Annotated in this window: 13 protein-coding genes; 5 read left to right on the forward strand and 8 right to left on the reverse strand. The window is 65.4% G+C overall.

The features are described 5' to 3' along the window. The first annotated feature begins 14 nt into the window (after window positions 1-14). Window positions 15-707, forward strand: a complete 693-nt coding sequence (locus ACIGJC_RS05195; RefSeq protein ID WP_483711467.1) for an urease accessory protein UreF — start codon at window positions 15-17, stop codon at window positions 705-707. Between the two features lie 14 nt (window positions 708-721). Beyond that, window positions 722-1,351 carry an urease accessory protein UreG gene (gene ureG / locus ACIGJC_RS05200; RefSeq protein WP_483710951.1) on the forward strand — a complete coding sequence of 210 codons (630 nt, stop codon included), beginning with the start codon at window positions 722-724 and terminating at the stop codon, window positions 1,349-1,351. A gap of 6 nt (window positions 1,352-1,357) precedes the next feature. Here ureG and ACIGJC_RS05205 read toward each other — a convergent pair whose 3' ends face one another. Beyond that, the gene (locus tag ACIGJC_RS05205; protein ID WP_483710952.1) at window positions 1,358-1,747 is read right to left on the reverse strand and encodes a helix-turn-helix domain-containing protein; all 390 of its coding nucleotides are present in this window, start codon (window positions 1,745-1,747) and stop codon (window positions 1,358-1,360) included. Between the two features lie 82 nt (window positions 1,748-1,829). On the opposite strand from ACIGJC_RS05205, the gene ACIGJC_RS05210 reads away from it, so the two are divergent. Continuing rightward, window positions 1,830-2,849, forward strand: a complete 1,020-nt coding sequence (locus ACIGJC_RS05210) for a hypothetical protein (RefSeq protein ID WP_483710953.1) — start codon at window positions 1,830-1,832, stop codon at window positions 2,847-2,849. Window positions 2,850-2,901: 52 nt separating this feature from the next. Here the strand turns inward: ACIGJC_RS05210 and ACIGJC_RS05215 are convergent, their stop codons facing one another. Both ACIGJC_RS05215 and ACIGJC_RS05220 read right to left on the reverse strand, forming a co-directional pair. Beyond that, complete coding sequence (locus tag ACIGJC_RS05215; protein WP_483710954.1) at window positions 2,902-3,594, reverse strand: glutathione binding-like protein; 693 nt, start codon at window positions 3,592-3,594, stop codon at window positions 2,902-2,904. 140 nt (window positions 3,595-3,734) lie between these two features. Beyond that, on the reverse strand, window positions 3,735-4,997 hold the full coding sequence (locus tag ACIGJC_RS05220; protein WP_483710955.1) for an acyl-CoA dehydrogenase family protein: 1,263 nt from the start codon (window positions 4,995-4,997) through the stop codon (window positions 3,735-3,737). A gap of 149 nt (window positions 4,998-5,146) precedes the next feature. Here ACIGJC_RS05220 and ACIGJC_RS05225 point away from each other — a divergent pair, with 149 nt between their 5' ends. Beyond that, window positions 5,147-6,085, forward strand: a complete 939-nt coding sequence (locus ACIGJC_RS05225) for a LysR family transcriptional regulator (protein WP_483710956.1) — start codon at window positions 5,147-5,149, stop codon at window positions 6,083-6,085. 208 nt (window positions 6,086-6,293) lie between these two features. Continuing rightward, window positions 6,294-7,454: a CAP domain-containing protein gene (locus tag ACIGJC_RS05230; protein ID WP_483710957.1), complete on the forward strand. Its 1,161-nt coding sequence runs from the start codon at window positions 6,294-6,296 to the stop codon at window positions 7,452-7,454. Between the two features lie 157 nt (window positions 7,455-7,611). Here the strand turns inward: ACIGJC_RS05230 and ACIGJC_RS05235 are convergent, their stop codons facing one another. The 5 genes from ACIGJC_RS05235 to ACIGJC_RS05255 all read right to left on the reverse strand — a co-directional run bounded on the left by ACIGJC_RS05235 (window position 7,612) and on the right by ACIGJC_RS05255 (window position 13,132). Further along, on the reverse strand, window positions 7,612-8,613 hold the full coding sequence (locus tag ACIGJC_RS05235) for a Bug family tripartite tricarboxylate transporter substrate binding protein (protein ID WP_483710958.1): 1,002 nt from the start codon (window positions 8,611-8,613) through the stop codon (window positions 7,612-7,614). Window positions 8,614-8,832: 219 nt separating this feature from the next. Next, entirely contained in the window at window positions 8,833-9,909 is a 1,077-nt protein-coding gene (locus ACIGJC_RS05240) for a phosphotransferase (RefSeq protein ID WP_483710959.1), read from the reverse strand. A gap of 68 nt (window positions 9,910-9,977) precedes the next feature. Continuing rightward, window positions 9,978-10,703: a histidine phosphatase family protein gene (locus ACIGJC_RS05245; protein ID WP_483710960.1), complete on the reverse strand. Its 726-nt coding sequence runs from the start codon at window positions 10,701-10,703 to the stop codon at window positions 9,978-9,980. Window positions 10,704-10,786: 83 nt separating this feature from the next. Beyond that, window positions 10,787-11,566 (reverse strand): oxepin-CoA hydrolase, alternative type, encoded by a 780-nt coding sequence (locus ACIGJC_RS05250; protein ID WP_483710961.1) that lies wholly within the window; start codon window positions 11,564-11,566, stop codon window positions 10,787-10,789. Between the two features lie 42 nt (window positions 11,567-11,608). After that, window positions 11,609-13,132: a 3-hydroxyacyl-CoA dehydrogenase gene (locus ACIGJC_RS05255; RefSeq protein WP_483710962.1), complete on the reverse strand. Its 1,524-nt coding sequence runs from the start codon at window positions 13,130-13,132 to the stop codon at window positions 11,609-11,611. Window positions 13,133-13,135 lie beyond the last annotated feature (3 nt).

The following is a 13,135-nucleotide window of genomic DNA, read 5'->3' on the forward strand; positions in this document are numbered from 1 at the left end:
ATGTCAATGTGGTCATGACACCGCTGCGCCAACTCATCTCCCTGTTGCACCTGGCCTCCCCCGCACTCCCCATCGGCGGCTTCAGCTACTCGCAAGGACTCGAAGCTGCCGTCGACAGCGGATATGTGCGAGATGCCGATTCCGCCGAGCACTGGATCCGCGACAACCTCCTGCATGTGCAAGCCCAATGCGAGGCCCCGCTATGGCTGCTGCTCCATCGTCACTGGCGCACCATGGATATCGATGCAATACGCAAGTGGAACGACTGGTTCCACGCCACGCGCGAAACATCGGAATTGCGGCTCGAGACCGAGCAGATGGGCTGGTCGCTCGCGAAGCTGGTAGGGCAGATGGAATGGGGCGACCTGGCATTGCGCCAGCAGTTGGCCGCGCTGTCGCCAGCGTGCCTGCCCACCGCCTTTACCGCTGCGTGCGTCGCGCTGGAGATCGACGAGCGCGAAGGGCTGGTCGCCTATTGCTTCAACTGGGCGGAGAACCAGGTCGCTGCCGCCATCAAGGCGGTGCCGCTGGGCCAGGTGGCCGGGCAGCACATGCTGCGGCGCCTGCACGATGCGGTGCTGGCTGCAGTGGGCGATGCCGTGCAGCGCGCCACGGCATCGCCGCCGCAGCTTTCCACCTTTTCACCGATGCTGGGTTTGCTGTCGTCACGGCACGAAACGCAGTATTCCCGATTGTTCCGTTCCTGAATCAGGATGCCATCATGTCCCTGGCTCGTACCAAGAAGAACCCTCCGCTGCGCATTGGCGTCGGCGGTCCCGTCGGCTCCGGCAAGACCACACTGCTGGAGATGCTGTGCAAGGCGATGCGCGACCGCTATGACCTGGTCGCCATCACCAACGACATCTACACCAAGGAGGACCAGCGCCTGCTGACGATCTCCGGCGCGCTGCCTGCCGAGCGCATCATGGGGGTCGAAACCGGTGGCTGCCCGCACACGGCCATTCGCGAAGATGCGTCGATCAACCTTGAAGCCGTCGACCGCATGCTGGCGCGGTTCCCGGATGCCGACGTGGTCTTCATCGAGTCAGGCGGCGACAACCTCGCTGCGACGTTCAGCCCGGAGCTGTCCGACCTCACCGTCTACGTGATCGACGTGGCCGGCGGCGAGAAGATCCCGCGCAAGGGCGGACCGGGTATCACCAAGTCGGATCTGCTCGTCATCAACAAGACCGACCTTGCGCCGTATGTCGGCGCATCGCTCGAGGTGATGGAAAGCGATGCGCGCAAGATGCGCGGCGAACGCCCGTTCGTGATGGGCAGCGTCAAATCGGGGCAAGGGCTTGATGAAGTGATCCGCTTCATCGAGCGCCAGGGCATGCTGGGCCTCTGAGCCCGCTCATGCCTGCCTGTAGTTGCCCTTGCGCGCCAGCGCACGGGCCACGGCCGCGACCAGGTCGACCTCGACTTCGTTGAGTTCGGCCATGTGCCGCATCGTGGCTTCTATCGCCGCATTCTGCGCATTGCCGAACACCGAGCGCGGTTCTTTCACCTGGGCCACGGCGCCGCCGTGCTTGGGGAAATCGAGCATGTCCGAGGGCGGCACGCCGAGCGTATCCGCGAGCATGCAGATGTTGAGCAGCGCCAGGTTGCGCTTGCCTCGTTCTATGCCGCTCAGGTACGAACGGGCCAGTCCGCTTTCCAGGGAGAGTGTTTCTTGCGACCAGCCACGCTGCTTGCGCAGCCTGGCAAGATGCAATCCGAATTGTCTGAGAGTCTGGTCAGTCATGATCGATGTGACAGTTCTGCGGAACAGGACACTAGAAGTTTGACGCTGCGGCCACGACAACTTATATTCTCACTCACCATTGGTGCCTGATCCGCAGTTCAAGGGATGTGCAAAAAAAGGGCGCAGCACCGTGGCAGGAACCGGGCGGCCTGATGGCCGTGCCAAACGGGGCAACACGCAAGGACAGGCTCGCGTCGAATGCGCGGGTGTCGTTGCGTTAATGGGGACCATCGTGTCTCCTTCGCTCTGTCAGGGGATTGCCATGCAGATCTATTCGCTGTTCGACGCGCCCATGCATTCTTTTGGCCGCGGCCATGCCGCTTCCGCGGGCCTTCATATCGGATTTCATTCACGCTTGTTGCCAGCCTGCGCGGGGCCGGGCAGCACGTGCGACTTGATCTTCCTGCCGGCCGGTCAATCGCAGCGCGCCTTCATGGCCATGCGCGGCGAATGGTGGGCTTGCCTGCGCGGCGGCATCCGCATCGCCGCGCCCGGTCACGACGCGGTGCTGATCGGCTGTGGCGATATGTTCGCGCCAATGCCGGGCATGCCGATGCAAGTCCGCGCGGCGATCGACAGCATCCTGGTCCGCGTCGTCCCCGATGATAGTTCCGCCTGTGGCGACGCCGCGTCATTCGAAGACACCTTGTTGCAAGGTGAACTGTCATACGGCGCGCTGGGATGTCTGGCCACGATGCCAGACGACGTCGGCGACGAGCTGGGACTCGTCTACGGCGGCACGCAGCCAATGCCGGTCACGCGCGCAGGATTCGCGCAATTGATGGCAGGGACGTGCGTTCAGGTCGGCGGCCTGCTCTGGGCGCTATGCCATCGCGGCGCGCTTTGTGTACGCTGGTCGCAGGGTGGGGAGACTTATCTGAATTTCATACAGCCCGGGACGTTGTTCGTGCCGGACCCGCATGAGTCGTACAGCCTTGAGGCATTGCTGCCCTCTGCCGGCTTGCTGTGTTGCAGTGGCGCGGCCCAGGCCGGGGTGCGCGATTATCGCGAAGCTTCGCGAAGGTTGCCCGGCGCGAGGTCCGGTGTCGTGGAGATGACGCATGCGCCGTACGGAAATCAGGAGGCATGCGTGCCGGCCTGAGCGGCGGCGTCGCCCCGGGCGGCATGCAAGCCGCCCCCGGGGCAGTCTGGCATCAGTGACGCTTGTACTGGGTGGTGCCGAACAGCATTTCGCGCGCCTTGTCGTCCTGCAGCGGCTTGCGCGCATTGGCCAGGACTTCCACGCCGCGCTTGACCGCCGGACGTTCGGCGATGGCGTTGAACCAGCGCTTGAGGTCCGGATAGTCGTCGAGTTCCACGCCCTGGTTCTGCCAGCTGCGCAGCCACGGGAAGGTGGCGATGTCGGCAATCGTGTACTGGTCGCCGGCCAGCCATTGGTGTTGCGAGAGCCGCGTGTCGATCACGCCGTACAGGCGCCTGGCTTCATTCGTGTAGCGATTGACCGCGTACTCGATCTTTTCCGGCGCATAGATGCGGAAATGGTGGGCCTGGCCGAGCATCGGGCCGACGCCGCCCATCTGGAACATCAGCCACTGCAACGCTTCGTACTTGCCGCGCACGTCTTCGGGCAGGAACTTGCCGGTCTTGCCGGCGAGGTAGAGCAGGATGGCGCCGGACTCGAACAGCGAGATCGGTTCGCCATCCGGGCCGTTGCTATCGACGATGGCCGGGATCTTATTGTTGGGGCTGATTTTGAGAAAGTCGTCGCCGAACTGGTCGCCCGCGCCGATGTTGACCGGGTGGACCTTGTATTCGAGGCCGCACTCCTCGAGCATGATATGGACTTTGTGGCCGTTGGGCGTCGGCCAGCTGTAGACATCGATCATTGCGAGAAGTCTCCTGACTGCATAACGAAATTCCAGGGAAGGGTTTCGACCGATTTAAGCACAGAAGAAAAAAACGCGCAGACAGGCTGCGCGTTTCCATACCGCCGGCAGGGCTGCCCGGCAGTTCTGCCGGGGCGAGCTCAGAAGCCGCGTGCCACCGGCATCTTCACTTCCTTCGGGTCGATGCCCATGTGCTTGGCCAGCTCGAGCTTGGCGATGGCGTTGCGGTGCACTTCGTCCGGACCATCGGCCAGGCGCAGCGTGCGCTGGTGGGCCCACCAGTTGGCCAGCGGGAAGTCGCTCGATACGCCGGCCGCGCCGTGCACCTGGATGGCCCAGTCGATCACCTTCAGCGCCACGTTAGGGGCCACCACCTTGATCATCGCGATCTCGGCCTTGGCCACCTTGTTGCCCACGGTGTCCATCATGTAGGCAGCCTTGAGCGTGAGCAGGCGGGCCATTTCGATTTCGCAGCGAGCCTCGGCGATGCGTTCCTGCGTGACGCCCTGGTTGGCGACCGGCTTGCCGAACGCCACGCGCGACAAGGCGCGTTTGCACAGCAGCTCCAGTGCGCGCTCCGCGACACCGATGCTGCGCATGCAGTGGTGGATGCGGCCCGGGCCGAGGCGGCCCTGGGCGATCTCGAAGCCGCGGCCCTCGCCCAGCAGAATGTTCGACACCGGCACGCGCACGTTCTTCAGTTCGATCTCCATGTGGCCGTGCGGCGCGTCGTCATAGCCGAACACGGGCAGGAAGCGCTTGATGGTGATGCCCGGCGTGTCGGCCGGCACCACGACCATCGACTGCTGCTCGTGGCGCCCCGCGTTCGGATCGGTCTTGCCCATCACGATGTAGACCTTGCAGCGCGGATCGCCGGCGCCCGATGACCACCACTTGGTGCCGTTGATCACGTAGTGGTCGCCGTCGCGCTCGATGCGGCATTCGATGTTGGTGGCGTCCGACGATGCGACGGCGGGCTCGGTCATCAGGAAGGCCGAGCGGATCTCACCGGCGAGCAGCGGCTCGAGCCATTGGTCCTTCAGTGCCTCGGACGCGTAGCGCTCCAGGGTTTCCATGTTGCCGGTGTCGGGCGCGGCGCAGTTGAAGACCTCGGCCGACCAGGGCACCCGGCCCATGATCTCGCACAGGGTTGCGTATTCGAGGTTCGACAGGCCTTGCGGCGCGCGCGGCGAGCGCGGCAGGAACAGGTTCCACAGGCCGGCTTCGCGCGCCTTGGGCTTCAGTTCCTCGATCAGCTTGCTCGGCACCCAGGCGTTACCGGCCTGGCGGTTGGCGTTGATCTCTTCGTAGAAGCGCTTTTCGTTCGGGTAGATGTGCTGGTCGAAGAAGGCCAGCAGTTTGGCCTGCATCTCCTTGACCTTCGGCGTGTATTCGAATTGCATGTGGTCTCCTCGTAACCAGGGTGGTGCGCTACGTCACGGCGCGGCATGAGCCGATGCAATGCACTCTATCCGAAACCTGGTAATAACAAAAATGAATTTTCTGGATTTGCCAGTATCAATGTCCTGCATTCCATGCCAGAATGGCAGCCATGCAGCTATCCCGCATCGACCTCAATCTCTTTGTGGTGTTCGACGCCATCTACAGCGAAGGCAGCATCACCGCGGCTGCGCGCCAGCTCAACCTGACGCAGCCCGCCGTGAGCCATGCGCTGGGCCGCTTGCGCGGCCTGTTCGATGACCCGCTGTTCGAGCGCCGCGGGCAGGGCATGGCGCCGACGCCGCTGGCGCGCTCGCTAGCCTCGGAGATCCGCACGGCGTTGCAGTCTTTCGCGCGCACGCTGCAGGACACGCCGCATTTCGATCCGGCCAACACCGTGCGGCGCTTCACCATCGGCATGCGCGACGCGCTGGAATCGACGTTGCTGCCGCCGCTGATGGCGCGCGTGACGGCCGCGGCCCCGCAGGTGGAGATCGCCGCGATCCGCTTTGACCGGCGCGAGATGGAATCCGAACTGCTGGCCGGCACCATCGATACCGCGATCGATATCCTGCTGCCGGTATCGCCGGCCATCCATCACGCGCCGTTCATGGCGGACCCGATGGTCGTGCTGGCGCGCCGAGACCATCCGCTGGTCAAGAAGGAACTGACGCTCGAACGCTACCTGGCCGCGGAACATGTACACGTGTCCTCGCGGCGGCGCGGTGCGGGCCTGGAAGACCAGTCTTTGCACCGCATGGGGCTGACGCGCCGCGTAAGGCTGCGCTGCCAGCATTACGCAGCAGCCTGCCGCGTGGTGAGCTGCACGGACCTGCTGGCCACGCTGCCGCTGCGCTATGCACGCATCGCCAACGAGCCCTATGCCAACCGCATCCTGTCGCTGCCGTTCAAGGTGCCGTCGCTCGAACTGCATCTGTACTGGCATGCCGGCGGCGAGAACGACGGCGCCAATCGCTGGCTGCGCGAGCAGCTCATGACGGTGATGTCATCGCTTGGCGGCGGCACGACGGAGCCGGCACCAGCGGCCTGATGCCTTTCTGTGCAGCGCGAACGGGTCACACGTAAGCCATTGTTAGCAGGCTGGACGCTCGCATACCCCCTCCCTACCATCGTCGGGTCACGTCTGCCCCCGGCCTCACCTCGCACGCCCGCGCCTGCGCTCCGGTGATGTCCTGCTGCGCCCGCCTGCCGGGCTGCCACGGGCAGTATCTCCATCAGAACCACGACCATCCAGATCGATGAACGGGAAACGCCTGCCTGCTGAACACGCATCCATTTCAATCCATTCACGCGCTGAGCCGCTGCGCCTGCGAATTTTGTGTGGCGCCGCGCTGTTGTCGGTCCTTGCCGCCTGTGGCGGCGGGGGCGACGGAGATGGTGGCGGTACGGCCGCGGCCGGCGGCGCACAGCCGTCAGGGCAGAGCGCGTCGACCCAGGCTGCGGGCACGGCTGTTACGGCGGGCGGCTGCTATACGGTCAGCGGCGCCAGCCCTGCGGCGCCGGCCGGCGGTGGCGTGACGCTGCTGCCCGCGCTCGGCAGCGCCGTCGGCAACTATCGCGTGCTCGACGACGCGCGCAGCGCAGGCCTCTGCTATGCCAACTACCGGCGCAAGCAGGTCGGCCTGCCGCCGTTAGCGGCTCGCGATGCGCTCAACAACGCGGCGCAGAACCACACCGCCTACATGCTCGCCAACCAGACGCTGACGCATGACGAAGTCTCGGGCAAGCCTGGCTACACCGGCGCTACGCCGGACGCGCGTATCGAGGCTGCATATCCGACCAATGCCAACGCAGAGGTGGTGGCAGCGGCGAATAAGTGGACGTCGGTCGCCAACGCACCGCTTTCGCTGTCGCCGAAGGACTCGCTTGTATCGGATCTCATCGACGCGCCATTCCACCGCGCCGCGCTGCTGGGCAGCTACGGCTCTGCCGGCAGTGGCTATGCGGAGAGCGTGGGCCCCAATGGCGGCGGCACTGCCGCCTACTACTACCAGACCGTCGACCTTGCCGACGCATCGAAGGGCGGCACGGATAGCCAGATGGTCGCGTATCCGTTCGACGGGCAGGCCGACGTGCCGGCCAGCTGGGTCAACTCGGAAAGCCCCAATCCGGCGCCGGGCTACGACGGCAAGACGATGGGTTACCCAGTGTCGCTGCAGGCGATCAACGCCTCGCTGCAGTTCGATGCCGACAGCTTCACCATCACCGACGCGCAGGGTCGCAATGTCGATTGCCTGAAGGTGGACAGCCGCTCGTCGGGCCTGTCCGGCGCGGCACGCGGGCTGGCGATCTGCACGCCGCTGGCCCCGCTGGCAAGCGGCCAGCGCTACAGCGTCGCCGTGAGCGGCAAGCTCGGCGCGCAGCCGGTCAGCCTGAACTGGTCGTTCACTACGCGCTGAAGCCGGCTTGATTGGCGCGTGGCAACTGGCTTGCCGTTCTCGCCTGGCCCGAAGGAGAAATCGGTCAACTGCTTGTTCGGCATGAAGCCGCAAGCAGGCGGGATCCATGGTCCCGCCTTTCTGGTTTCTATCGGGCTTTCTTCAATATGCCGGCACGTCAGGCATCCAACTTGACGCCCGCTGCTTTGACCACCTTGGCCCAGCGAGCCTCCTCGGTCTGGTAGAAGCGGCTGGTTTCCGCCGGCGTCATCGTCACCACTTCCGCACCCTGTCCCGCGAGCTGCGCGCGGATTTCGGGCGAGCGGATGATGCGGACCAGTTCGGCGTTGACCCGGTTCACGATGGCATCGGGCATGCCGACCGGTGCCATCACGCCTTGCCAGGTGCCGGATTCAAAGCCAGGCACGCCCTGTTCGGCGATGGTCGGCGTCTGGCCCACCAGCGGCATGCGCGTGCGCTTGGAAACCGCAATCAGCTTGAGCTTGCCGGCCTGCACCTGCGGCAGCGTGGCCAGCATGCCGTTCATCAGCACCTGCGCCGTGCCGCCGACGGTATCGGCAATCGCCTGCGAACCGCCCTTGTAAGGCACGTACTGCCACTTTGCGCCGGTAGCCTGGGCCACCGCCACGCCGGCCAGGTGAGGCGCGCTGCCGATGGCCGTGACGGCGAAGTTCAGCTGCGTCGTCCGCGACAGATCGACGAGTTCCTTCAGGTTCGACACCTTGACCGACGGATGCACGACCAGCAGGTGGGGCGAATAGGCCAGCATGGCTACGCCCTTCAGGTCCTTGGACGGATTGAAGGTGAGCTTGGTATAGACCGAGGGGCTGATGGCCAGCGCGCCCACGTCGCAAAGCAGAAGCGTATGGTTGTCCGTGCCGGCCTGCGCTGCCATGGCGGCACCGATGTTGCCGTTCGCGCCCGGGCGGTTGTCGACCACGATGGACTGGCCGAGCGCCTCGCCGAGCTGCTTGCTGATCATCCGGGCGATGATGTCCGACGAGCCACCGGCGGGGTAGGGCACGATCAGTCGGATCGGGCGATTGGGCCACGCATCGGCGGCGTGGGCGAGGCGCGGCACCGCCACGGAGGCGCCGCCAAGCGCGCCAAGGGTTGCCAGGCCCGATGCCTGCTGCAGGAACGTGCGACGGGAGGTCATACAATGTCTCCAGAAATCTTTAAATTATCAGTCGTCATACAACATGGTTTGCATGGTAGACGGATTCTGGCGATTCCGATATCGGGAAAATACTGAAACTTCCCCTGCCTCCAACAACGGGACGGGTTAGAAGGCCACAAACGGAACAACGCGCCGTAGCGCGTTGTTGTCTGATGACTTGGCCCCTCCCGGTAAAATCAGGGGCTGCCAGTCAGGTGCTTATTGCTTCGCCTTCTGCGCGTACTCCCAGCCGATCTCGGCCATCGGGCGCGCACGCTTGCCAGCGTCGAGCGCCTGCGCCGATGAAGCCGTGCCATCGACCACGCGCTTCATGATGCCCTGCAGGATGCCGGCGATGCGGAACATGCTGAAGGCCAGGTAGAAGTTCCAGTCGCCGGTGATGGGGCGGCCGGTGCGCTGCTCGTACAGGCGGCGATAGGCGGCCTCGTCGGGGATGCCCAGCGCGGCATGGTCGAGGCCCGCGATGCCGCGGAACTGGCCCGGCGCGATATGCCAGCTCATGCAGTGGTAGCCGAAGTCGGCCATCGGGTGGCCCAGCGTCGACAGTTCCCAGTCGAGCACGGCCAGCACGCGCGGCTCGGTCGGGTGGAACATCAGGTTGTCGAGGCGGTAGTCGCCGTGGACGATGCAGGTGAGGTCGGCGTCTTCCTGCGGGATATGCTGCGGCAGCCAGTCCATCAGCGCATCCATGGCCGGAATCGACTCGGTCTCCGACAGCTTGTACTGCTTGCTCCAGCGTTCGATCTGGCGCTGGAAGTAGTTGCCGGGCTTGCCGTAGTCGCCCAGCCCGATGGCCTGGTAGTCGACGCTGTGCATGGCCGAGATCACGCGGTTCATCTCGTCGTAGATGGCGGCGCGTTCCGTCGGCGTCATGTCCGGCAGCGACTGGTCCCACAGCACGCGGCCGCTGACAAATTCCATGATGTAGAAAGCGCGGCCGATCACCGATTCGTCCTCGCACAGCGCATACATCTTAGCGACCGGTACGTCGGTGCCGGCCAGCGCGGCCATCACGCGGTACTCGCGCTCGATCGCATGGGCCGACGGCAGCAGCTTGCTCTTGGGGCCGGGCTTGGCGCGCATCACGTAGGTCTGGCCCGGCGTGACGAGCTTGAAGGTCGGGTTGGACTGGCCGCCCTTGAACTGCTCCACGCTCAGCGGGCCGGCAAAGCCTTCCACATGCTGGCGCATCCAGGCTTCCAGCGCGGCGATGTCAAAACGCTGCTGGTCCGCCACGGGGCGCGTGCCTTCGAAGTGCGATACGTTGCTGCTCATGCTGTCTCCGGTGATGTTCTGGTGCTATCGGGTATGAGGGTATGACGTTCGGTGTGCGGGCTGGCACCTCAGGCAGCGGGCTGCCGTCCGCGCAGGTACTGGTGCAGCAGGACTTCCATGGTGGTGTGGCGCGAGCCGCTATGCACAGGCGTAGGCGGCGAATAATTGGTCATGCGCACGACCCAGTCAAGCGGATCGTCGCCCATGTCGAGCACATTGATGCAACCCGCGGTCTGCAGCAGCGAGCCAAAGAACACGCGCCGGCCGCAGGTGATGGCCTGCGACAGGATCGCGCGATTGGTGCCGCCATGCAGCACCAGCAGCACCGTATCCCAGCCCGGGTCGTCACGCAGTCGTTGCAGGGCAGGCAGGACGCGGTCGAGAAACTGGCCGATGGTCTCGCCGTTCAGGAAGCGCTTGTCCTCGGATACCTCGCCTTCAAAGGCGCCGACGAAGGCGTCGCGCAGGTCCTCGGTAGCAATGGCCGACAGGTCGCCGCCACGGATCTCCCGGAGATCGGGCCAGACTTCGGGCTGTACGTCCCGCATTTCGGGCAGTTCGGCCAGCACCAGTTCGGCGGTTTCAACGGTGCGGGGCAGGCCGCTGACGATGATGCGGTCGAAGCGGATTCCCTCCGCCGCGAACGCGCGCCCGGCGGCGGTGGCCTGCATGCGGCCGGTCTCGTTGAGCGGCACCATCTCGGGCAGCGCGGGACGGCCGCCTTCATCGAAGTATGAGACGGCGCCATGGCGCATCAGGTAGATGCGGCGGCGCGAGGACGGCGGCAATTCCATGCATGTCTCCCATCATTCGAGCAGGCCCGTCTTGCGCGGGCTGGCTGCGGCGGCGCAAAGCGCCGCGGTGATCAAGGCAACCTTCAGCGGTAGCGCGGCTTGCGCTTTTCCAGGAAGGCGCCAATGCCTTCGCCGCCATCCGGATGGTGAAGGGCCGCCACGAAATTGTCGCGCTCGGCCGCAAGGTGTTCAGTCAGCGACGCAGCCGCCGCATGATTGATCAGGCCCTTGATGCGGCCGACCGCATGCGGCGACTGCTCGGCCAGCCCCTCGGCCAGCTGCAGCGCTTCGGTCAGTGCCTGGCCCGGAGGCACCACGCGGTTGACCATGCCGAAATGCGCGAGCCTGGCGGCATCGATTGGCTTGCCTTCCATCATCAACTCGCTGGCCAGGGCACGCGGCAGCGCGCGCGCCAGTTCATACGAGCCGCCGCCATCGGGCGTCAGGCCGACCTTGACGTAGGCCATGACGAACTTGGCATCGCTCGCGGCCACCACGAAATCGCAGGCCAGCACCACCGAGAACCCCGCGCCGGCAGCCGCACCTTCCACTGCCGCGATAACCGGCTTCGGGAACGCGTGCAGCGTCTCGATCCAGTGGTTCAGTGTCTCGATGCTCTCGGCCTGGACTTCGGGTGGCTTCGAGCGATTGCCGAGCAGCCGGTTCAGGTTGCCGCCGGCGCAGAAGATGCCGTCGGCGCCGGTGATGATGACCGCGCGTAGCGAATCATCGCTGGCGGCGGCGTTCAGCGCTTCGAACGAAGCGGCGTAGATGTCCGGATGCAGCGCGTTGCGCGCTTCCGGGTTCGAAATGGTCAGTACCAGCGTCGAATCGACGCGGGATGAAAGCAGTTGCGCGGTCATGGGCAGCCTCGGGTGTTGCGGGGGCAGGGGAGCCGAGGCTCCTCAGTTCTCTTCGGTCAGCAGCGACAGGCCCAGGCCCGCACGGCGCCACAGCCACGGGCTCGGACGGTAGCGCATGTCGCCGGTCAGGGCTTCCATATTGCGCAACGTCTCCAGCACCAGTTGCGGGCCGACAGCGTCGCCGAGTGCCAGCGGGCCCTTCGGATAACCCAGGCCCAGGTTCACGGCCAGGTCGATGTCCGCCGGCGAGGCAATGCGCTGCTGCGCGATATCGCTGGCGATGTTGATGATGCAGCAGAGCACGCGCTGGGCAATGAAGCCGGCCGAGTCGCGGATCACCGTGACCGGCACGCCGTCGCTGGCGAACAGGCCATGCGCGGCGTCGCGCGCGGCGGCGCCGGTGGCGGGCGTGGTCATCAGCGTGCGGCGTTTGGTGGCCTCGAACGGCAGCAGCGTGTCGATGGCCACCGTGCGCGAGGCGTCCAGGCCTTGCTGGAGCGCGCAGGTGGTGGCATCGAGGCCCAGCGGCGTGACCACGATCAGCGCATCGGCGGAAGGCCGGTCACCGCTCTCGGGCGTGATGCCAAGTGCGCCGAGCAGCTTCGTCACCATGGCATGGCCGCGTTCGCTGGCACGGCTGACCCACACGCTGCCCGGACGTGCCGACGGGACCGCGGCCGTGGCCGGGACCTGCTTCTGGCCATCCACGTAGCGGTAAAAGCCGGCGCCGGCCTTGCGCCCGACCAGGCCGCCGACCGAGCGGATCGCCGTGATCGGCGACGGACGGTAGCGCGGCTCCTGGTAGAACTGGTTGTAGATCGATTCCATCACCGGGTGCGACACATCGAGCCCGGTCAGGTCCATCAGCTCGAACGGCCCCATGCGGAAGCCCGCTTGCTCGCGCATGACGTTGTCGATGTCGGCGAAGCCGGCCACGCCTTCCTGCGCGACCTTGATGCCTTCGATATTCATGCCGCGGCCGGCATGGTTGACGATGAAGCCAGGCATGTCCTTGCAGCGCACCGGCGTATGGCCCATGCGGCGCGACAGGGCCATCAGCGCATCGCCCACGGCCGGGTTGCCGGACAGGCCGTCGATGACTTCGACCACCTTCATCAGCGGCACGGGATTGAAGAAGTGGTAGCCAACCACGCGGCCGGGTTCCTTCGCGCCAACGGCGATGGCGGTGATCGACAACGACGAGGTGTTCGAGGCGATGACCGCGTCAGGACGCAGCACCGCTTCCAGCTTCGCCACGAGATCGCGCTTCACTTCAAGCTTCTCGACGATGGCTTCCACCACCATGTCGCAACCGGCCAGGTCTTCGAGCGCGCCACAGGGCTTCACGCGGGACAGCGTGGCCTCGGCGTCGGCAGCGGAGATCTTGCCCTTTTCAGCCAGCTTGCCAAGCGTATCCTGCAGATACTTGCGCGCAGCTTCCACCGCTTGCGGGTTGGCGTCGTACAGATTGACGGTGAGTCCGGCCTGCGCCGCGATCTGGGCGATGCCGCGGCCCATGGCGCCGGTACCCACGATGCCGAGCGTCTCGATGGTGAAAGTGCTCATATT

The organism is Cupriavidus sp. C3SS-1 (assembly GCF_057073755.1).